19 protein-coding genes are annotated in these 19,896 nt (G+C 65.1%); 18 read left to right on the top strand and 1 reads right to left on the bottom strand.

Features of this window, described 5'->3' with window-relative positions; translation table 11 throughout:
* Positions 1-222: 222 nt before the first annotated feature.
* The 18 genes from AC1RUR_RS13880 (at position 223) to AC1RUR_RS13795 (ending at position 17,900) form a co-directional block, all read left to right on the top strand.
* Positions 223-588, top strand: a complete 366-nt coding sequence (locus tag AC1RUR_RS13880) for a nuclear transport factor 2 family protein (protein ID WP_492844792.1) — start codon at positions 223-225, stop codon at positions 586-588.
* A gap of 161 nt (positions 589-749) precedes the next feature.
* Positions 750-1,154 (top strand): YciI family protein, encoded by a 405-nt coding sequence (locus tag AC1RUR_RS13875; protein WP_492844791.1) that lies wholly within the window; start codon positions 750-752, stop codon positions 1,152-1,154.
* A 59-nt stretch (positions 1,155-1,213) separates the two neighbouring features.
* Complete coding sequence (locus tag AC1RUR_RS13870) at positions 1,214-1,579, top strand: YciI family protein (RefSeq protein ID WP_492844789.1); 366 nt, start codon at positions 1,214-1,216, stop codon at positions 1,577-1,579.
* A gap of 127 nt (positions 1,580-1,706) precedes the next feature.
* Complete coding sequence (locus AC1RUR_RS13865; RefSeq protein ID WP_492844787.1) at positions 1,707-2,447, top strand: TetR/AcrR family transcriptional regulator; 741 nt, start codon at positions 1,707-1,709, stop codon at positions 2,445-2,447.
* Positions 2,448-2,567: 120 nt separating this feature from the next.
* Positions 2,568-3,053 (top strand): DUF2852 domain-containing protein, encoded by a 486-nt coding sequence (locus AC1RUR_RS13860; protein ID WP_492844785.1) that lies wholly within the window; start codon positions 2,568-2,570, stop codon positions 3,051-3,053.
* A 393-nt stretch (positions 3,054-3,446) separates the two neighbouring features.
* Positions 3,447-3,614 carry a hypothetical protein gene (locus AC1RUR_RS13855; protein WP_492844784.1) on the top strand — a complete coding sequence of 56 codons (168 nt, stop codon included), beginning with the start codon at positions 3,447-3,449 and terminating at the stop codon, positions 3,612-3,614.
* 161 nt (positions 3,615-3,775) lie between these two features.
* Positions 3,776-4,543: a serine acetyltransferase domain-containing protein gene (locus tag AC1RUR_RS13850; RefSeq protein ID WP_492844783.1), complete on the top strand. Its 768-nt coding sequence runs from the start codon at positions 3,776-3,778 to the stop codon at positions 4,541-4,543.
* A 505-nt stretch (positions 4,544-5,048) separates the two neighbouring features.
* A complete protein-coding gene (gene tolQ, locus AC1RUR_RS13845; protein ID WP_106948155.1) occupies positions 5,049-5,765 on the top strand; it encodes a protein TolQ in 717 nt (238 codons plus the stop codon).
* A gap of 43 nt (positions 5,766-5,808) precedes the next feature.
* Positions 5,809-6,261, top strand: coding sequence for a protein TolR (gene tolR, locus AC1RUR_RS13840; protein ID WP_492844781.1), 453 nt, complete (start codon positions 5,809-5,811; stop codon positions 6,259-6,261).
* A gap of 4 nt (positions 6,262-6,265) precedes the next feature.
* Positions 6,266-7,225, top strand: coding sequence for a protein TolA (locus AC1RUR_RS13835; RefSeq protein ID WP_492844779.1), 960 nt, complete (start codon positions 6,266-6,268; stop codon positions 7,223-7,225).
* 23 nt (positions 7,226-7,248) lie between these two features.
* The gene (tolB, locus tag AC1RUR_RS13830) at positions 7,249-8,610 is read left to right on the top strand and encodes a Tol-Pal system beta propeller repeat protein TolB (protein ID WP_492844777.1); all 1,362 of its coding nucleotides are present in this window, start codon (positions 7,249-7,251) and stop codon (positions 8,608-8,610) included.
* 253 nt (positions 8,611-8,863) lie between these two features.
* Positions 8,864-11,194, top strand: coding sequence for a putative bifunctional diguanylate cyclase/phosphodiesterase (locus AC1RUR_RS13825; protein WP_492844775.1), 2,331 nt, complete (start codon positions 8,864-8,866; stop codon positions 11,192-11,194).
* Positions 11,195-11,374: 180 nt separating this feature from the next.
* Positions 11,375-12,100 carry an N-acyl amino acid synthase FeeM domain-containing protein gene (locus tag AC1RUR_RS13820; protein WP_492844773.1) on the top strand — a complete coding sequence of 242 codons (726 nt, stop codon included), beginning with the start codon at positions 11,375-11,377 and terminating at the stop codon, positions 12,098-12,100.
* A 270-nt stretch (positions 12,101-12,370) separates the two neighbouring features.
* Positions 12,371-12,859 (top strand): peptidoglycan-associated lipoprotein Pal, encoded by a 489-nt coding sequence (gene pal, locus AC1RUR_RS13815; RefSeq protein ID WP_008136891.1) that lies wholly within the window; start codon positions 12,371-12,373, stop codon positions 12,857-12,859.
* Between the two features lie 190 nt (positions 12,860-13,049).
* Positions 13,050-14,099, top strand: a complete 1,050-nt coding sequence (ybgF, locus tag AC1RUR_RS13810; protein WP_492844771.1) for a tol-pal system protein YbgF — start codon at positions 13,050-13,052, stop codon at positions 14,097-14,099.
* A gap of 82 nt (positions 14,100-14,181) precedes the next feature.
* Complete coding sequence (gene tilS / locus AC1RUR_RS13805) at positions 14,182-15,294, top strand: tRNA lysidine(34) synthetase TilS (RefSeq protein ID WP_492844769.1); 1,113 nt, start codon at positions 14,182-14,184, stop codon at positions 15,292-15,294.
* Between the two features lie 254 nt (positions 15,295-15,548).
* Positions 15,549-17,471 carry an ATP-dependent zinc metalloprotease FtsH gene (ftsH, locus tag AC1RUR_RS13800; protein ID WP_492844767.1) on the top strand — a complete coding sequence of 641 codons (1,923 nt, stop codon included), beginning with the start codon at positions 15,549-15,551 and terminating at the stop codon, positions 17,469-17,471.
* Between the two features lie 12 nt (positions 17,472-17,483).
* Positions 17,484-17,900: a DUF3052 domain-containing protein gene (locus tag AC1RUR_RS13795; protein WP_492844765.1), complete on the top strand. Its 417-nt coding sequence runs from the start codon at positions 17,484-17,486 to the stop codon at positions 17,898-17,900.
* 152 nt (positions 17,901-18,052) lie between these two features.
* Here the strand turns inward: AC1RUR_RS13795 and AC1RUR_RS13790 are convergent, their stop codons facing one another.
* The gene (locus AC1RUR_RS13790; RefSeq protein WP_492844763.1) at positions 18,053-19,540 is read right to left on the bottom strand and encodes a hypothetical protein; all 1,488 of its coding nucleotides are present in this window, start codon (positions 19,538-19,540) and stop codon (positions 18,053-18,055) included.
* Positions 19,541-19,896: the final 356 nt, after the last annotated feature.

Raw genomic sequence — 19,896 nt, 5'->3', positions numbered from 1 at the left:
GCGGGGATCTGCGTCGGGTTCCGTAGTTTCACGGGTTCCGGATATGTCGTTCAATTCACGAACGTTCGTTCCCTATCTGCACGACAGAATTCATATGGTGGAGCGTATTTGTACGGAGCCGGTCCGGAAATATCTTGCGTTCTCTGCTCCGCGCTTCGCGCGATGTCGGCGCGGCCGCCGCTGCACCGTCTTCCATACGACGTCTGCGAAGGAGGCCGACCGATGCCTGACGACCATGCGCGCCTGATCCGAGACCTCTTCGCCGCCTATCTCGCCAATGACCGGCAACGGGTGAGCGAGGCGCTCGCCGACGACTTCCGCTTCACCAGCCCGTTCGACGACGACCTCGACAAGGCGACCTATTTCGAACGCTGCTGGCGGGACACCGGCTGGATCGCGCGCCACGATATCGAGCGCATCTTCGTCGTCGGCAACGAGGCCTTCGTCACCTATCACTGCCTGGCGTCGGATGGCAGGAGCTTCCGCAACATCGAGTTCTTCACCTTCGCGGCCGGCAAGGTCCGTCGGATCGAGGTCTATTTCGGCGCTGCGTTCCAGGACGGCCGGTTCGTGCCACAGCCGCGCTGACCCAGGAACCTCCGAAGCATGGCCCCGAAATAATTTTCGCCACGCTGTCGGTTCCACGGCAAGGCGTTCGTCTTGCAGGGGAGCGCGGGGCCGGTCCGCCCCGTTCATCTCCCCCGTCATTCCGGCGCATCCCGGAATGACCAGGTAAGCAAGGAAGCTCCATGCGATTCATGATGCTGATGATCCCGCTCGGCTACGAGACTGCGCCGCCGGACGTGCAACTCGATCCCGAGCGGGTCGCCGCGATGATGCGTTACAACGAGGCGCTGAAGGATGCCGGCGTCCTGATCACGCTCGACGGCCTGCATCCGCCCTCGACCGGCGCGCGCGTGTCGTTTGCCACCGGCGAGCCTGTCGTGACCGACGGCCCGTTCGCGGAAGCCAAGGAGGTTCTGGGCGGTTACTGGATGATTGAGGTCGCCTCGCGTGCCGAGGCGATCGCCTGGGCGAAGCGGTGCCCGGCCTCGGCCAACGAGGTGATCGAGATCCGGCAGGTGCAGGAGATGGCCGACTTTCCGCCTGAGGTGCAGGCCGCCGCTGCCGGCTTCGACGACCTCAAGACATAACCACGGCAGCCGCGACGAGTTCGCGGTTGTCGTCAATCGATCAAAAAGGGAGAGAACCGATGAGCACCGAACACAAATTCCTCGCCGTCTATCTCGGCAGCATGAGCGGGCCGAAAATGGCGGCCTGGCACGCGCTTCCCGAGGCCGAACGCAAGGCGAGGGAGCGGGAGGGCATGGCCGCCTGGCACGGCTGGGTCGAGAAGCACAAGGCCGTCATCGTCGAGATGGGGGGCCCGCTCGGCAAGACCCGCAGGATCGACGGAAGCGGCATCACCGAGATCAGCAATGCGCTGACCGGCTTCACGGTGGTGCGGGCGGCCTCGCAGGAGGAAGCCGCCAGGCTGTTCGAGAACCATCCGCATTTTGCGATCTTCCCGGGCGAGGCGATCGAGGTCATGCCTGTGCTGGCGATTCCGCAGCTTTGACCTCCGAAGACGTCGTTTCCGGGCTCGATGCTGACGCGTCGGCCCGGTAGGGCCGTCGCGGTACAGGTTAATCACGCCCGATTCCCGCTAGTGACCTTCACCCCCGGCTCATGTAAAGCTCGTTCACATGAGCTGGCGCAAGGAGCAGCGCCGCGCCGAGCGCGGCTATCACCACGGCAATCTGAAGGAAGCCCTGTTGCAGGCTGCCCTCGGCTTGATTGCCGAGAAGGGCGCGGCCGGCTTTACCTTTGCCGATGCCGCGCGCATGGCCGGTGTCAGCGCCGCCGCGCCGTACCGGCACTTCCGCGACCGCGACGAGCTGTTGTCCTCGATCGCCCAGCGCGGCTTCGAGCAGTTCGAGGCGCGGTTGACCGCGGCCTGGGACGACGGGCGGCCCGACACGGTCACGGCGTTCGAGCGCGTCGGCAAGGCCTATCTCGCCTTCGCCCGCGAGGAGCCGGCGTTCTACAATGCGATGTTCGAATCGGGCCTGCCGGTCGATGCCAATCCCGCGCTGCAGGCTGCAAGCGAGCGTGCTTTCAACATCATTCGCGCCGCTGCCGAGCGGCTTGCGGCACTCGCGCCGCCCGGCACGCCGCGGCCGCCGGCGATGATGATGGCGCTGCACATCTGGTCGATGGCGCATGGCGTCGCCTCGCTGTTCTCGCGTGGCGATGCCGCGCGACGCAAACTGCCGATGTCGCCGGACGAGCTGCTCGAGGCCGAGGTGCTGATCTATCTGCGCGGGCTCGGCTTCCCGACCGACCGCCGCCCTCCGCCGAAGAGCGCGGAGCCGCCACCGGTGCCACCGGAGGCGTCCTCCGGTTCTGGCGTGCCGCCGGGTGGTCCCTGGGGCAAGCCGAAATAAAGTTGCGCAAATAATTCGGCGACCCTGTCAGGCGGCCGGCTTGACAAAATCGCGGGATGGTCTAGCTATGTAAATGTTATTTACATTCACAACGGCGCTGGTGCCGTGATGGAGATGGAAATGGCCTACACCGCTGATGTCAATCGTTGGCGCGGTTCCCCAGACGAACGCTATGAGCGCCCCCATATGCTCGACACGCCCTGGCATCCCGGCTGGATCGCCGTGACCATCCTCGGCTTCATCATCTGGTGGCCGATCGGACTTGCCCTTCTCTTTTTCACACTCGGGAGCAGAAAAATGGGTTGCTGGAGCCACCAGGATCGCTGGCAGAACAAGATGGAGCGGATGCAGTACAAGATGGACCGCATGCGCGGCCGCATGGAGCGCCGTGGTTTCGGCTTCGGCTTCGGGCCGCCCTCGAGCGGCAACCGCGCCTTCGACGAATACCGCACCGAGACGCTGCAGCGGCTCGAGGAGGAGCAGGTCGAATTCAAGAACTTCCTCGACCGTCTGCGTCACGCCAAGGACAAGGAAGAGTTCGACCAGTTCATGGCGCAGCACAAGACGCGTCCGACCCCGCCGCCGACCGACCAGCAGCAGGGTTGATCCGGACACCTCTCAAAGCCTTCAGGCGCATGCCCCCAAAGTCCTGATGGCCCCGAGCCGCCCGTCTGCGCAACCCGCAGGCGGGCGGTTTGGTTTTTCACCTCGCCCCGCTTGCGGGAAGAGGTCGACGCGGTCGGGAGCGCATTTGCGCTCCTGGGCGCGGTGGGTGGGGGTACAGGTCTATCGACCATCCCGTGTGTGGAGCGAGGCCGCCCACCCCAACCTTCTCGGCGCGAGCGAAGCTCGTCGCGGCCCCGTAAGAACGGGGAGAAGGAGTAGATCGAGCCATTGCTTGGCTACGCGCGGCCAGAACCCGGACTCAGTCATCCGACACCAAGACTCGTGCGCGCTGCCTCACCGGCCCGCGCTGCTCTTGTCTGGACGAGGTGCACCATGGACCTCTACACCCGCTTCCTGATCGGCGTGACCGCCTTCGCGGTGCTTGGCTATATCAGCCTCGTCTATGGCAGCTGCGCGTTCGATCCCGACTGCCATTTCCGCCTGTGCGCCGGCGGGCGCTCGCTCTGCGGCGTTGATCACGCGCATGTGCAGGACCCGTAGAACCCGATTCGTGCCGGGCCCGGCCTCTATGCGCTCAGCCTGCGCAAGCGGGCTTGGCCGGCGTCGAGGGCGACGGCAAGCGCATCCCGGCGCCGTGACTGGCGCCTTGATGCGGACCGCCTATATTCGCCTTCACAAAAGCAGGCGGACCGGAGGCGACAATGGCGGAAGCTGCGATCACGGCGAGCGACGGCCTCTGGCAACGGGTCCGCAGCGAGGCGCAGCGCGCGGTTGAAGCCGATCCCGTGTTCGGCACGACCCTTGCGAGGGCCGTTCTCGCTCACGATGATTTTGCCGCCGCCTTGGCCGATCTGATCGGGCAGCGGCTCGGCAGCGGCACCACCGAGCGCGCGCGCTTCACGTCCTATTCCCGCGACGCCTTTCAAGGCGAGCCGGACGTGGTCGAAACCGCCGGCCGAGACCTGCAGGCCATCGCACTGCGCGATCCCGCCGTCGCCGAGCTGCTGCCGCCGCTGCTGCATTACAAGGGCTATGTCGCGCTGCAAGCCTGGCGCGTCTCGAACTGGCTGTGGCGCCGCGGCCATCGCGATGCGGCGCTGCTGTTCCAGAACGAGGCGTCCAACCTGCTGCAGGTCAGCATTCATCCGGCGGCCAGCATCGGATCGTCCGTCTATCTCGACCACGCCACCGGCATCGTGATCGGTGCGAATGTCGTGATCGGCGACGAGGTCACCATCCTCCAGAACGTCAGCATCGGCCGTTGCGGTGAACTGCCGACGCGCTCGCCGCGCATCGGCCGCGGCGTCTATATCGGCGGCGGCGCGACCATTCTCGGCGACATCAGGATCGGCGATTCCGCAAAGATCGGCGCCGGCGCCGTTGTGATTGGCGACGTGCCCGCTGGCTGCACCGCGATCGGCAATCCCGCGCGACTGACCAATTGCCCCGAGCCGGCCTCGGCGGCCTGAGCCGCGCATCGTTTCGGTAGCTCCCCGGTGTCGTCCTGGCGAAGGCCAGGACCCATTACCCCAGGGCGTGGTTGGGCGAAGACTGGACGTTCCTTGGGGACTTCGACTGTGCACGGCTTCGCGGTCTGGGTCCTGGCCTTCGCCAGGACGACCTAGGGGGAACCCGCACGGGCCATTTGGGGCCAGTGCCTGCGGGCCGCCACCCATCCCCCTGCGCTGCCTACCTTTCCCGCAGCCAAATTCGCCTGCGGTAACCTCGCATTAACCATCGGCGGGCTCTGGTAATCGCGGACAATCGCGCCCATAGCCGTCGTCGAGGCCCATAGTTTTGACATCTTGGCAGGGAATGCAGGCGGCCGGCTTTGGACGAGCCCCCTGCACCCCAGAAAGACAAGGCTTTGAGCGGGCTTGCCGGCCGCGCCGGTTCTAGCGCGGCAGTTGGGGAACCGGCAGCCATTTGTGGGCCGGAGCATCAGGTAACGATCGCCGTGAGAGGATACTGCTTATGAATCCGGCCGACGTGGCTCAGTCAGCCCTTCCGGTTGCCGCTTCCGCGGACGTGTCGCTGATTGCGCTGTTCTGGCAGGCTCACTGGATCGTGAAAGCGGTGATGCTGGGACTTCTGGCCTGCTCGGTCTGGGTCTGGGCGATCGCCATCGACAAGATTTTCCTGTTTGCCCGCACCCGCCGCTCGATGGACCGTTTCGAACAGGCGTTCTGGTCCGGCGAGTCGATCGAGGAGCTTTATCGCACTCTCTCGGCCAAGCCCACGCATTCGATGGCAGCCTGCTTCGTGGCGGCGATGCGCGAATGGAAGCGTTCGTTCGAGAACCAGGCCCGCTCGGTCGCGGGCCTTCAGATGCGCATCGACAAGGTCATGAACGTCTCGATCGCCCGCGAGGTCGAGCGCCTCGAGCGCCGGCTGCTGGTGCTGGCCACCGTCGGCTCCGCCGGCCCCTTCGTCGGCCTGTTCGGCACGGTCTGGGGCATCATGTCGAGCTTCCAGTCGATCGCGGCGTCGAAAAATACCTCTCTGGCGGTGGTCGCCCCCGGTATCGCCGAGGCGCTGTTTGCGACCGCCGTCGGCCTTATCGCCGCCATTCCTGCCACTATCTTCTACAATAAGTTCACCTCCGAGGTGAACCGGCAGGCCCAGCGGCTCGAAGGCTTCGCCGATGAATTTTCAGCCATCCTGTCGCGTCAGATCGACGAGCGTGGCTGACGGACGGCATGTATAGTGTGAAGGGCAATTTGGGCATTCGATCATGGCGATGAACGTAGCCAGTTCGTCCGGAGGCGGCGGGCGCCGTGGTCGGCGCAAGCCCGTCGTGGCCGAGATCAACGTCACGCCGATGGTCGACGTGATGCTGGTGCTGCTCATCATCTTCATGGTCTCGGCGCCGATGTTGACGGTCGGTGTGCCGCTCGACCTGCCGAAGACCCAGGCCAAGAGCCTCGAGAACAACGACCAGAAGCCGCTTCAGATGTCGGTCGACATCAAGGGCAAGGTCTTCATCAACGATTCCGAGGTGGCGCTGAACGATCTGGTGCCGAAGCTGAAGGCGATCACGGATGCGCGCGGCGGGCTCGAGGAGCGCATCTATCTGCGCGCCGACAAGAAGGCGGATTACGGCACGGTAGCCAGGGTCATGGGCCTGTTGTCCGGGGCCGGATTCAAGAAGCTGGCGCTCGTCACCGAAGCGGATCAGGGGTCCTAAACCGGTGAAGGTGAACGTCGACAAGACACTCGTTGCGTCGATTGCCCTCCACGTCCTCGTGCTTGGATGGGGACTGGTCACCTTTAGCAGCAGGGCCTTTGTCGCGCCGGAAGAGTCGCTCCCGGTCGACATCATCTCCTCCGATCAACTCGCCAAGATGATGTCGGGGCAGAAGACCGGCAAGAAGGAAGAGCCGAAGCCCAAGGTCGAGAAGATCGCCGAAGCCAAGCCCGAGGAAGACGCCGTCGGCAAGGTCACCGAGAAGAAAGAGCTGATCAAGACCAACTCGCAGCCAGAGCCGCCGCCCAAACCCGTCGAGAAGCCGGTCGAGAAGAAGCCCGAGCCGCCGAAGCCCGTCGCCGAGGCGAAGCCGAAGGAAGAACCGAAGCCGCCGGAAAAGAAGCCTGATCCGGCCAAGGAAGATCCGATCGCCGAGCTCCAGAAGAAGCTGGACACCAAGAAGCCGCCGCCCAAACCCGTGGAGCAGAAGGTCGCGGCGGTGCAGCCGCAGCAGCAGCCGAAGCCCAAGGAGCGCAGCTTCGATCCCGCGCAGATCCAGCGCGACCTCGACAAGCGCGCCGCGACCCGACACGAGCTCACCGGCTCGGCGCTGAATGCGTCCGCTGCGCTGGGATCGACGACCGGGACGGCCGCCAACAACGTCGCGACCTGGCGAGGTGCGTTCCAGGGCGCGGTCAAGCGCTGTTTCACGCCCACCTATAACGGGCAGGACGCCGATCAATACGAAGCCGACATCGACATTCCCATGAAGATCGACGGATCGCTCGCGTCCGAGCCGATTGTCGTCGCGGTGAGGGGGCCGTCACGGTCGATCGCCCAGGCGGTGGCCGAGAGCGCCAAGCGCGCCATCGTGCAGTGCCAGGTCTATTCATTCATGCCGAAGCAGCAGTACGAGAGCTGGAAGCTCATTCCGATGACTTTCGGTCTGAAAGATATGTTGTGACATCCGAACAAAAGAATTTTGCAATGAATGACGCCCGATCGATCACCCGCCGCCGCTTCATGACCGTCACCGGATCGGCGCTTGCCATGCTCGGGGGCGGGCACGCCTTCGCCCAGGGTCAGCCGCGCATTCGCATCGATCCCACCGAATTCCAGCCGATTCCGATCGCGATCAGCGGCTTCGTGCCGGGTTCGCCGTCCGACGGCGACGTCGGCAACGGCGTCACGCAGGTCATCACCAACAATCTGAAGCGTTCGGGCCTGTTCGCGCCGATCGACCAGGCCGCTTTCATCGAGCGCATCAGCAACATCGACGTCGCGCCGCAATTCCAGAACTGGAAGACCATCAACGCGCAGGCCCTCGTCACCGGCCGCATGACGCGGCAGCCGGACGGACGGCTCAAGGCCGAATTCCGCCTGTGGGACGTGGTCTCTGGCCAGCAGCTCGCCGGCCAGCAATATTTCACCTCGCCGGAATACTGGCGCCGCATCGCCCACATCATCTCCGACCAGATCTACGAGCGCATGACCGGCGAGAAGGGCTATTTCGACAGCCGCGTCGTGTTCGTCGACGAGTCCGGGCCGAAGGAGCGCCGCGTCAAGCGGCTCGCGATGATGGACCAGGACGGCGCCAATGTGCGCTATCTGACCCGCGGCGCAGACCTCGTGCTGACGCCGCGCTTCTCGCCGAACTCGCAAGAGATCACCTACATGGAGTTCGGCCAGGGCGATCCGAAGGTCTATCTCTTCAACATCGAGACCGGGCAGCGCGAGATCGTCGGCAACTTCCCCGGCATGACCTTTGCGCCGCGCTTCTCGCCCGACGGCCAGCGCGTCATCATGAGCCTGCAGCAGGGCGGCAATTCCAACCTGTTCGTGATGGATCTGCGTTCGCGCTCGACCACGCGCCTCACCGACACGCCGGCGATCGACACGTCTCCGTCCTATTCTCCGGATGGCACCCGCATCTGCTTCGAGTCCGATCGTGGCGGCAGGTCGCAGATTTATGTGATGAGCGCGGGCGGGGGAGCTGCGCAGCGCATCTCCTTCTCCAAGGACGACACCAACGCCAGCTATTCGACGCCGGTGTGGTCGCCAAAGGGCGACTACATCGCCTTCACGAGGCAAGGCGGCGGCCAGTTCTCGATCGGCGTCATGAAGCCTGACGGCAGCGGCGAGCGGCTGCTCACCTCAGGCTTCCACAATGAGGGCCCGACCTTCTCGCCGAACGGCCGCGTGCTGATGTTCTTCCGCGATCCCGGCGGCAACGGCGGACCGTCGCTGTACTCCGTCGACATCTCCGGCCGCAACGAGCTGAAGGTGCCGACGCCGGGCTTCGCCTCCGATCCGGCATGGTCGCCGCTCTTGTCCTCGACGTCAGGCTGACAACAGAGCGGCTAAAACATCGCGCGTTCGGACGCGCGATGTTTTCGAAAAATCACGCCGATTTTTTCGGTTTCTCTACGCGAAGCAAGCTTTCCTTCACCTTGAGCCCGGCAAGGCTTGCCTAGTTGCTTGATATTTCAGCAGAAACAGGTTCGCTATTGCCGAAAAACAACTCGCCTTTAACGATGTTCCCTCAGAAAGACTTCACCTGGGCTGGGTAAAAGTACGCGCCAAACAGGACGCGTAACAGGCAATGCAGCTGGCCGACCAGAAGCAGAGTGATCGAGACGAGCTGGAGCCGATACTCTACGCCGCTCTCATCAACTCTATGGTGCAGAATTTCTGGGCGATCTTCCTCGGATCGGCCAGCACGGCCGTGGCCGCGGTCATGACCGCGCTGAAGACCGGCGACGTCCTGCTTTGGCCGATCGCGTTTCTGATCATTGCCATCGGCACTGCGCGCGCATTTCAGATGCGGCGCTACGAAAACCGGATGCCGGCCCTGACATTCGAAGAGGCGCAGCATCTCGAGCCGCGCTATTGGCTTGGCGCGCTGATCTATGCCGCGGTCATCGGCCTGTGGTGCTTCGTCGTCATCTTCAACAACGACGATGCGGTCGCCAACATGCTCTGCGTTTCCGTCACGGTCGGCTACACCGCCGGCGGCGCCGCCCGCAATTACGGCCAGCCGAGGGTGATCCAGTGGCACGTCGCGCTCGCCTGCGGCCCGATGTCGCTCGCTTTGCTGCTGCATGGCGGATTCTACTATATCGGGCTCGCGATCCTGCTCGTGCTGTTCTTCATTGCCCTGAAGAACATCAACCTCAGCCTGCATGCGATCTTCGTCAAGGCGCTGACCTCGAGCTTTCGCGAATCCGCGCTGGCGAGCCAGTTCGATACCGCGCTCAACAACATGCCGCACGGCCTGTGCATGTTTCGCGCCGACGGGCGCCTTGCGGTGATGAACCATCGTTTCGGCGAGCTGATGAACTTGCCCGAGGACCTGGTCAAGCGCGGCGCCACCGCCACCGACATCGTGTCGGCCTGCGTCGCCTCAGGCTCCATCTCGGCGGAGAGCGGCAACCAGGTCCTGGCCGAGATCGAGCACGCGCGGATCTGCGAGATCGTCACAGCGGATCCGAATCCCGCGCGTGGCCGCTCGCTGTCCTGGACGTTCCAGCCGATGACCGGCGGCGGCACCGTGCTGCTGCTGGAAGACATCACCGAACGCACCAACGCGGAGGCCCGGATCAGCCATCTCGCCCGCTATGACGAGCTCACCGCGCTGCCCAACCGGGTCTCCTTCCGCGACGAGATCGAGCGGCTGCTGGCGATTTCGCACCATGCCGAGCGGCTCTCCGCGCTGCTCTTCATCGACCTCGACCAGTTCAAGCAGGTCAACGACACGCTCGGTCACCCCTGCGGCGACCAGCTGCTGTGCGCGGTCGCCAACCGCCTGCGCGAGATGCTGCGGCCGGAGGATTTCGTCGCCCGCTTCGGCGGCGACGAGTTCGTCGTGTTCCAGCAGGACATCAGCGCGCCCGAGGATGCCGCGAGCCTCGCCCGCCGCATCGTCGAACGGCTGAGCGAGCGCTACCGCATCGACAATCATCTGGTCGAGATCGGCGCCAGCGTCGGCATCGCGCTGACCTCGCCGCAGGGCATCAGCGCAGACACGCTGCTCAAGAACGCCGACATGGCGCTGTACCGCGCCAAGGCCGACGGCCGCGGCACCTTCTGCTTCTTCCGCGACGAGATGGCGGCGACCGTCGAGGCCCGCCGCATCCTCGAGCTCGACCTGCGCAAGGCGCTCGCCAATGAGGAGTTCGAGCTGTTCTACCAGCCGCTGGTCAATCTCAAGTCCGGCAAGATCACCACCTGCGAGGCGCTGCTGCGCTGGAATCATCCGGTTCGCGGCACGGTCTCCCCGGTCGACATCATTCCGGTCGCCGAGGACATGGGCCTGATCGTCGATCTCGGCCGCTGGATCCTGCGCCGCGCCTGCATGGAATGCATGAAGTGGCCGGAGGGCGTCAGCGTCGCAGTCAACTTCTCGCCGCAGCAATTCCACCAGCGCGACGTGCTGAGCGAGATCCGCTACGCGCTGGAGGTCTCGGGGCTGCCGGCGCATCGGCTGGACATCGAGATCACCGAATCCTCGCTGCTGCGCAACACCCAGCTGACCCACGATATCCTGTCGCAGCTGCACGCGCTCGGCGTGCGCATCTCGCTCGACGATTTCGGCACCGGCTATTCGAGCCTCAGCTATCTGCATAATTTCCCGATGCAGAAGGTGAAGATCGACCGCTCCTTCCTCGAAGGCATCGACACCGACCGGCCGCTGACGCTGCTGCGCGGCGTCGCGCGGCTGTCCGCCGATCTCGGCATGGCGGTCGTGGTCGAGGGCATCGAGACCAACGAACAGCTCGAGCTGATCAGCGCCGACGGCACCGTCTCCGAAGCGCAGGGCTATCTGTTCAGCCGCCCGGTGCCCGCCGTGCGGATGCGCCAGCTCCTCAACGCCTCGCATGGACGGCGCGGCGAGAGCCCGCTCCAGGTCGCCGGCTCGCGCTCCTTCGCCTGACGCCGCTTCCGCGAATTTCCTGTCGTTTCAGTCTGTTGCTGAACACCGTAGTCCTACGGGGGGTTAACCCTAACCCCTCGATTGCTTTGCGTCGTTGTTAAGAAGCTGTTAATAAATTATCACGCGCGTGGAGGTTGTCTCCGCGCGCTTGCGGTGAGCGGTTGTGGGTAAGGAGTTGGAATGCAGTCCTCAGCCAGAACGATCATTTCGGCTGTTGGACGGGGTGCGGAGCTCCTGACCGACGTCGATTATCATCTTGCGGAAACCGAGGCGGAGAAGGAGAAGATCTACAATCTCCGCTATCGCGCCTATCTGCGTGAAGGCGCCGTCCAGGAATCTCCCGACGCGCGCGTCACCGATCAGTATGACGAATTGCCGAACGCGTGGACCTTCGGCGTCTATCTCCAGGGCGAGCTCTGCAGCTCCGTGCGCATCAGCGTGCTGACGTCGGAATGGCGCTCGTCGACCTCGGCCGACGTCTTCTCCGACGTGGTGCTGCCGCGGCTCGATCGCGGCGAGGTCATGATCGACCCCACGCGGTTTGTCGCCGATCCCGACCAGGTGAAGCGCATTCCGGAATTGCCCTATCTGACGCTGCGCCTCGCTTACATGGCATGCGAGCATTTCAATGCCGATCTCGGTCTGGCGATCGTGCGTCCCGAACATCAGGCGTTCTATCGCCGGGTGTTCCTGCACGCGCCGATCGCCGAGCCCCGGATCGTCCCCGGCCTCACCAAGGCCTTCGGCCTGATGGCGGCTGACTTCCCGACCTTCCGCAAGAAGGTGTTCGAGCGCTATCCGATCATGCGGTCCACCGCCTTCGAGCGGCGGATGCTGTTCGGGCGCAGCGGGCAGCGCCAGGTCCCGCAGCAGCCGGCGCTGGTGCCGGACGCCGCTCACGCCTGATTCCGGCGGCCCCGGCTGACCGAAGGCGCTCCGGGATTTCCCGGGCGCAGGCTCAAAATTCAAGCAAAGCCAGCGAATTTGCCGGTTAACGCGGCTTGCCTTCACCCTCGCGCCACATTTACAACCCATTAACCATGACGGGTGCTTTTCGCCGGTGGGGGGCATTTGACCGGCTCTGGCAACATCCCATCAAGGTTGACGGAACGTTCGCTTAACCAACCCCCTGTAGACCGGACAGCAGTGGACTAACGTGAGCGTGGAGGCTCCGGAATGAAACATCCTATGCGTATCCTCCAGGGATTGAAGCTGGCCGCGGTGCTTGCCGTCGCGTTGTCGATGGGAGCCTGCGCCAACAAGAACTCTGCTGCGGATGCGATGGCCAACGCGGCGACGCCGGGCAGCCAGCAAGACTTCGTCGTTAACGTCGGCGACCGTGTGTTCTTCGAAAGCGACCAGACCGATCTGACCCCGCAGGCGATCGTGACCCTGGAGAAGCAGGCGCAGTGGCTGCAGAGCTATCCGCGCTATTCCTTCACCATCGAAGGTCATGCCGACGAGCGCGGCACCCGCGAATACAACATCGCGCTCGGCGCCCGCCGTGCCCAGTCGGTGCGTTCGTTCCTCGCCTCGCGCGGCATCGATCCGAACCGCATGCGCACGATCTCCTACGGCAAGGAGCGGCCGGTCGCCGTCTGTAACGACATCTCCTGCTGGTCGCAGAACCGTCGCGCCGTCACCGTGCTGAACGCGAGCTCCTGACGCAATCTGGTCAGGCGCCGTTCATCTTCAGAAACCGATTATGCCGGCGCCCTCTCGGGCGCCGGTTTCGTTTCAGCGATCTGTGACGGAAACACCGTGGTGCCAGTCACATTTTTGGCGTACTCCCCTTCAATGTGTGGCGCGTCGAATGTTCCGTCGCAGGCCATTTCGCTTTCGTCGTCAGGGCAAGATGTCATCCAGATTTAAGGTCATTACCGGCACCGTGGCGACCGCCGCGCTGCTCTCCTTGTGCTCGCCCGTCTTGTTGAGCTCGCCTGTTCTGGCGCAGACGGATGATGACCCCGAGATGCGGATCGAGCGGCTGGAGAACCAGCTGCGCCAGCTCACCGGCCAGAACGAAGAGCTGCAATACCGCAACCGCCAGCTCGAAGAGCGCCTGCGGGCGCTCGAAGGCGGTGCGCAAGCCGGGCCCGGACAGGCGCCGGTCCAGCCCAATGTCGCCGCCGTGCCGCCCGCGCAGGCCGCGCCGCCCTATCGCCAGCAGCAGCCCGTCCAGCCGAATTACGAGCAGCCGCAGATCGCGTCTCCGGCACCGATCGTTCAGGAGCAGCCGGCGCCCGGCGCCCCCGGCACGCGCCGCCGCGGCGACGCGTTCGACCCGAGCCAGAATCCGAGCGCGCCCGGCGCGCCGCGCGTTCTCGGCGGCGGGCAGCAGCCGATGCCGGCAGGCGCCCCCGGCGGGCGCAACGCCGGCGAGCCGCTCGACCTCGCCAACACCAGCCCGCGCTATCAGCAAGGCGTGCCGCCGGCAGCGCAGCCTGGCTACCCGCCCGCGCAGCAGCAGGGCTATCCGGCGCCCGGCGGTGGCACGGGTCTGACGACGCTGCCGCCCTCGGCGACGCCGCGCGACGAGTTCGACCTCGGCATCGGCTACATGCAGCGCAAGGACTATGCGCTCGCCGAGCAGACCATGAAGAATTTCGCGCAGAAATACCCGAGCGACCCGCTGCTCGGCGACGCGCAGTACTGGCTCGGCGAGAGCTACTTCCAGCGCCAGCAATATCGCGACTCCGCGGAAGCCTTCCTCGCCGTCACCACCAAATACGAAAAGTCGGGCAAGGCGCCGGATGCGCTGCTGCGGCTCGGTCAGTCGCTGGCCGCGCTGAAGGAGAAGGAGGCCGCCTGCGCCGCCTTCGGCGAGGTCGGCCGCAAATATCCGCGCGCCTCCGCCGGCGTCAAAGCCGCCGTCGATCGCGAGCAGAAGCGGGTGAAGTGCTGACACCCCGCCATTGAGCTGACAAGACGAATGGCGCTGCGCTAAAATCGTGCGCGCCATCCGCTGGCGATTGCTGGGCAGCGTCATGTCAGACGACGACAATTCTCCGATCTCCGCGCGCGAGGCGAGGCGGCTCTTCGCCGAGCTCAAAGGCGCACCCGCGCTGGTGCTCGCGGTCTCCGGCGGGCCTGACTCGGTCGCGCTGATGTGGCTCGCCGCGCGCTGGCAGCGCGGCCTGGCGCGCGGCCCGCTTCTGACCGTCGTCACCGTCGATCATGGCCTGCGCCCGGAAGCCGCGCGCGAGGCGCGCGCGGTGAAGCGGCTCGCCGCCGAGCTCGGCCTGCCGCACCGGACCCTGCGCTGGCGCGGCGCCAAGCCGAAGACGGGACTGCCCGCGGCCGCGCGCGAGGTCCGCTACCGCCTGCTCGCAGAGGCCGCGCGTCGTGCCGGCGCGAGTCATGTGCTGACCGCCCATACCCGCGACGACCAGGCCGAGACCCTGTTGATGCGGATGCTCCGCGGCAGCGGGCTCGCCGGGCTGTCGGGGATGGCGCGCCTCACGGAGCGCGACGGTATCGTGCTGGCGCGCCCGCTGCTCGAGGTCCCGAAGGCGCAGCTGATCGCGACCCTGAAGCGCGCGAAGATCGGCTTTGCCGATGATCCCACCAACCGCGACACCGCCTTCACCCGGCCGCGGCTGCGCGCTCTGCTGCCGCAGCTTGCGGCCGAGGGCGGCGATGCCCGCAGTCTGGCGCGGCTCGCCGGCAGGCTGGCGCGCGCCAATGCGGCGGTGGAGGTGCTGGCCGACGGCGCCGAGCGCTTCCTCCGTTTGCAGGATCGCGGCGATGCGCCGCAGGTGGGGGAGCGAAGCTTCGCGGCCGCGGCGTTTGCCGGCCTGCCGGAGGAGGTTCGGCTGCGGCTCTTGCTGCGGGCCATTAACGCGCTCGGCCATGAGGGGCCGGCGGAACTCGGCAAGGTCGAAACCCTGCTGGGCGCGCTGGATCAGGCCATCCTTGATCAGGACATCCTTGATCGGGACATGGCCGCCACGCCCCGCGCAGCCGCAAATGGCCGCCCGGTCCTGAAGCAAACCCTTGCGGGAGCCTTGATCAGCCTTGTCGGCGGGCGTATCCACATTGCGCCGGCGCCGGCCCGGCGGCGCAAGGGAGGATCAAGGGCGGATAGGGGCGGATCATGACACCGGCTGTTTCGAGGCCGCGCCGTCGGGTCACCTTAACCAGGCAGGAAAAACCCCGGGCAGGACGCCATTATTTCAGCGGGAATCGCTCTAAGATGGGATAAATAGTCCCATCTCGTTCCCTTGGCAGCGACCGGGGCGGCACCTAAATTGTATGCGTCTAACCAAGAGGATTCCTTGGGAATTTCCTCGTACTGCCCCAAGTCACTACCCAAGGATCAGGCCGCGATCCGCGCGACCACGAAGGAAGATCGATGAACGCCAATCTGCGCAATTTCGCCCTCTGGGTCATCATTGTCTTGCTGCTGTTGGCGTTGTTCACGCTCTTCCAGAATCCAGGCCAGCGCGCCTCCTCGCAGGACATCGCCTTCTCCCAGCTGCTGAGCGAGGTTGACCGCGGCAATGTGCGCGACGTCGTGATCCAGGGGCCAGACATCCACGGCACCTTCACCAACGGCTCGAGCTTCCAGACCTATGCGCCGAACGATCCGACGCTGGTCAAGCGCCTCTATGACAGCAAGGTCCAGATCACCGCGAAGCCGCCGGGCGACAACGTCCCCTGGTTCGTCTCGCTGCTGGTCTCCTGGCTGCCCTTCATCGCGCTGATCGGCGTCTGGATCTTCCTGTCGCGGCAGATGCAGGGCGGCGCCGGCAAGGCGATGGGCTTCGGCAAGTCGCGAGCGAAGATGCTGACCGAGGCGCATGGCCGCGTCACCTTCGAGGACGTCGCCGGCGTCGACGAGGCCAAGCAGGATCTCCAGGAGATCGTCGAATTCCTGCGCGACCCCGGCAAATTCCAGCGCCTCGGCGGCCGTATTCCGCGCGGCGTGCTGCTGGTCGGTCCTCCCGGCACCGGTAAGACCCTGATCGCGCGTGCGGTCGCGGGCGAAGCCAACGTGCCGTTCTTCACCATCTCCGGTTCGGACTTCGTCGAGATGTTCGTCGGTGTCGGCGCCTCTCGTGTGCGCGACATGTTCGAGCAGGCCAAGAAGAACGCGCCCTGCATCATCTTCATCGACGAAATCGACGCGGTCGGTCGTCACCGCGGCGCGGGCCTCGGCGGCGGCAATGACGAGCGCGAGCAGACGCTGAACCAGTTGCTGGTCGAGATGGACGGCTTCGAGGCCAACGAGGGCGTGATCCTGATCGCCGCGACCAACCGCCCCGACGTGCTCGATCCCGCGCTGCTGCGTCCGGGCCGCTTCGACCGCCAGGTCGTGGTGCCCAATCCCGACGTCGTCGGCCGCGAGCAGATCCTCAAGGTGCACGTCCGCAAGGTGCCGCTGGCCCCCGATATCAACCTCAAGACCATCGCGCGCGGCACCCCGGGCTTCTCCGGCGCCGACCTGATGAACCTCGTCAACGAGGCCGCCTTGACCGCCGCCCGCCGCAACAAGCGGATGGTGACGCAGGCCGAGTTCGAGGAGGCCAAGGACAAGGTGATGATGGGCGCCGAGCGCAAATCGCTCGTCATGACCGAGGAAGAGAAGCTGCTGACGGCCTATCACGAGGGCGGTCACGCCATCGTCGGCCTCAACGTCGTCGCGACCGACCCGATCCACAAGGCGACCATCATTCCGCGCGGTCGTGCGCTGGGTATGGTGATGCAGCTGCCCGAGCGCGACAAGCTGTCGATGTCGCTGGAGCAGATGACCTCGCGCTTGGCCATCATGATGGGTGGCCGTGTCGCCGAAGAGCTGATCTTTGGCCGTGAAAAGGTGACCTCGGGTGCGTCCTCCGACATCGAGCAGGCCACGCGCCTGGCCCGCATGATGGTGACGCGCTGGGGCCTGTCCGAGGCGCTCGGCACCGTCTCCTATGGCGAGAACCAGGACGAGGTTTTCCTCGGCATGTCGGTGTCGCGCACCCAGAACGCGTCGGAAGCCACGGTCCAGAAGATCGACACCGAGATCCGGCGTTTCGTCGAAGAGGGCTACAACGAAGCGACGCGCATCCTCACCGAGAAGCGCGCCGACCTCGAAGCGCTCGCCAAGGGCCTGCTCGAGTTCGAGACGCTCTCCGGCGACGAGATCGTCGATCTGCTCAAGGGCAAGAAGCCGAACCGCGAGTCCGTGCTCGAACCGACCACGCCGCGCGCCTCCGCCGTGCCCCCGGCCGGCAAGTCGCGCCCGCGGCCCGATACGGATCCCGGCCTGGAGCCGCAGCCGCAGGCGTAAATCCTGCGGGCTATGGCCGGCTATTCCGGCAAACCGTTAGTGCAAAAGCTCGGCATCAAGCCGGGCTTTTGTATTTTCGTGGACGGCCTGTCTGTTGCCTATACCGACCTCGTCGGTGAATTGCCTGACGACGTCAGGATCGCAAAGACGCCCAAGGCGCCGCTCGACATGGTGCATGTCTTCGCGACCGAGGCGAAAGGCTTTGCCGCCAGGCTGCGCAGCTATCGCAAGGCGATCGTGCCCGACGGCATGATCTGGGCGTCATGGCCGAAGAAGGCCTCGGGCGTCGTTACCGACGTGACGGAAACGCTGGTGCGCGAGACCGCGCTCGCCAACGGCCTCGTCGACATCAAGGTCTGCGCCGTCGACGACGTCTGGTCCGGCCTGAAGCTCGTGATCCCCGTGAAGGACCGCCAAAAGCAAAAGTAGGGTGGGCAAAGGCGCGAAGCGCCGTGCCCACCATTCCACAGCGCGTCCGGGACACGAGAGGGACGCACGCCGTGCCGCAACCTCCGTCATTGCGAGCGCAGCGAAGCAATCCAGAATCTTTCGCAATGGCGGAGCCCGTTACGGCTCTGCGCTCACTTCGCCGCCGCGGTAGCCCCTTCCGCGTCGTCCCGCACATGGATCACCGCGATATCGTCCGCATAGATCCGCTTCCATCCCTTGAGGTGGTCGAGGATCTGCGGGCCCGGAGTATCGGCGACCAGGAGCGTCGCATCGATCTTGTGCTCATCCAGCAGGCGGGGAAGGATCTCGGGCTTTCGGCCCTCCGTCGCCTTGAAGAAATCCATCACGAATTTCTCGCCATAGAGCTCGGCGCGGCCGTCGACGAAGACCGGAATGTCGCGCGCGATCAGATAGCCGCCGAACTTGTAGGCGTTGAAGATGCGCTTGGCCCCGCGTTTCTCGAGCAGGTCGACGGCGGCAACCGGCGTCTGGTCCATCGTGAAGGCGAAGCGGTGATGCGACATGAAGATCGAGGTCGAGGTCCAGCTTGCTGCCACGATCATCAATGCACCCGTTATGGTCACGTAGCGGGCGGGCCAGCTCTCGCCGCCTTGCGCGTCGGCTTGCAGCAGCTGTGATTTTTCGCCGAGCGGCTTGGCCAGCACCAGCGGCACCAGGAAGGCGAAGGCCTCGATGCTCCTGACATGGCTGAGCGCCATCCAGGTCAGCAGCACGATCAGCAGGATGCGCGGCGGCGACAGCGTCAGGCCCCGATACAGCCCGATCGCGATCAGGCCGAGCAGCGCGCCTTCGAACGCGGTGAAGGACGCGAAGTTCGCCGGCGACCATTCGGAGATGACGGTCAGCAGCTCGCCGAGATTGAGGATATTGGTCGCGCCCAGCAATGTGCGCCAGCCATAGGGCGTGACGCAGCTCGCGGCCAGCGCCGCGACGCCGAACAGGAACCAGCGCAGCAGCAGCCGGACCTGCTTGCCGGAGTCCAGGCCCCAGAGCGCCACGAACGACATCGGGCCGATCAGTGCCAGGCCCAGCACGAAGCCGCCGTGCAGGTTCGACCACAGCGACATCAGCGGCAGCCAATACCATGACGGCGTGCCCCTGCGATCGGCCGCCGCCATCAGCATGCCGACCCATGCGATCATCACCGGCAGCGCCAGCATGTGCGGCCGCGCCAGGATGTGATGCAGCGACAGCACGACCGCCAGCATCGCGAACAGCACTGAACGCGGCATTTCCAGATGGGCGTCGAGCAGGTCGACCAGGATCGCCGCCGACAATGCGACGGCGAGCGCGGTGAGGATCACCGGCCCGGCCCAGTCCCATTGCGCATAGGAGAGGGCGTACAGCACCTGCGATAGCCACGAGGTCGAAACCCAGGGCGCGCCGGGCCGGGTGAAGGAATAGAAGTCCGTATAGGGCAAAGCGCGATGATCGAGGATCCATTGCCCGATCCTGATCTGCCAGAACGAGTCGGAATCCTGAAGCAGCGTGTCGCCGACGCAGAGGAAGAACAGATAGGCGCCTGCACCGACGCACAGTGGCACCAGCGCTCGCGCGCGGCTCTGACCTGCGATGCTGTTGGCGAAGGAAAGGGACATGCCGCCTCGTCGTTCTGCTTGTTCTTGTCGGTTTGGCCGAGCGGGCTGCATTGGACCACGGCGGTCATAACTTCGGGTAAATCCGCGGACGAACGCGTTTTCGAGCGAAGTGGATACCGGTTCGCGTCGCGCAAACGCGTCAAGACGGGGAATTCAGACTCAACTTCGATGCCGCTTCCATCGGAGCGGAAGGGAGGAGTCCGGCGCCGGCTTGATGTCCGGATAATTTAACGGATTGTTTTAGATTTCGGTTTACCATCGGCCAATACACGCAAACCGCGCCTTGTTTACGCAGTCGAATTAACTGCGGCGCAATTCTTTGCCTCTACGTTCGGTTCCATGGTCGGGCGGCGCTG

It is taken from the genome of Bradyrhizobium sp. GW821-FHT12B03 (assembly GCF_058807535.1).
The sequence above is the reverse complement of the archived record's forward strand: the minus strand, read 5'-3'. Positions and strand labels throughout refer to the sequence as shown.

What these genes read in the sequence shown, in the direction of transcription:
- AC1RUR_RS13855 (WP_492844784.1), top strand. Translation starts at nt 3,447, where the DNA reads ATGGACCTCTACACCCGCTTCCTGATCGGCGTGACCGCCTTCGCGGTG.
- AC1RUR_RS13820 (WP_492844773.1), top strand. Translation starts at nt 11,375, where the DNA reads ATGCAGTCCTCAGCCAGAACGATCATTTCGGCTGTTGGACGGGGTGCG.
- tilS (WP_492844769.1), top strand. Translation starts at nt 14,182, where the DNA reads ATGTCAGACGACGACAATTCTCCGATCTCCGCGCGCGAGGCGAGGCGG.
- AC1RUR_RS13825 (WP_492844775.1), top strand. Translation starts at nt 8,864, where the DNA reads ATGCAGCTGGCCGACCAGAAGCAGAGTGATCGAGACGAGCTGGAGCCG.
- AC1RUR_RS13850 (WP_492844783.1), top strand. Translation starts at nt 3,776, where the DNA reads ATGGCGGAAGCTGCGATCACGGCGAGCGACGGCCTCTGGCAACGGGTC.
- ftsH (WP_492844767.1), top strand. Translation starts at nt 15,549, where the DNA reads ATGAACGCCAATCTGCGCAATTTCGCCCTCTGGGTCATCATTGTCTTG.
- pal (WP_008136891.1), top strand. Translation starts at nt 12,371, where the DNA reads ATGAAACATCCTATGCGTATCCTCCAGGGATTGAAGCTGGCCGCGGTG.
- tolB (WP_492844777.1), top strand. Translation starts at nt 7,249, where the DNA reads ATGAATGACGCCCGATCGATCACCCGCCGCCGCTTCATGACCGTCACC.
- tolR (WP_492844781.1), top strand. Translation starts at nt 5,809, where the DNA reads ATGGCGATGAACGTAGCCAGTTCGTCCGGAGGCGGCGGGCGCCGTGGT.
- tolQ (WP_106948155.1), top strand. Translation starts at nt 5,049, where the DNA reads ATGAATCCGGCCGACGTGGCTCAGTCAGCCCTTCCGGTTGCCGCTTCC.
- AC1RUR_RS13795 (WP_492844765.1), top strand. Translation starts at nt 17,484, where the DNA reads ATGGCCGGCTATTCCGGCAAACCGTTAGTGCAAAAGCTCGGCATCAAG.
- AC1RUR_RS13790 (WP_492844763.1), bottom strand. Translation starts at nt 19,540, where the DNA reads ATGTCCCTTTCCTTCGCCAACAGCATCGCAGGTCAGAGCCGCGCGCGA.
- AC1RUR_RS13870 (WP_492844789.1), top strand. Translation starts at nt 1,214, where the DNA reads ATGAGCACCGAACACAAATTCCTCGCCGTCTATCTCGGCAGCATGAGC.
- ybgF (WP_492844771.1), top strand. Translation starts at nt 13,050, where the DNA reads ATGTCATCCAGATTTAAGGTCATTACCGGCACCGTGGCGACCGCCGCG.
- AC1RUR_RS13865 (WP_492844787.1), top strand. Translation starts at nt 1,707, where the DNA reads ATGAGCTGGCGCAAGGAGCAGCGCCGCGCCGAGCGCGGCTATCACCAC.
- AC1RUR_RS13880 (WP_492844792.1), top strand. Translation starts at nt 223, where the DNA reads ATGCCTGACGACCATGCGCGCCTGATCCGAGACCTCTTCGCCGCCTAT.
- AC1RUR_RS13860 (WP_492844785.1), top strand. Translation starts at nt 2,568, where the DNA reads ATGGCCTACACCGCTGATGTCAATCGTTGGCGCGGTTCCCCAGACGAA.
- AC1RUR_RS13875 (WP_492844791.1), top strand. Translation starts at nt 750, where the DNA reads ATGCGATTCATGATGCTGATGATCCCGCTCGGCTACGAGACTGCGCCG.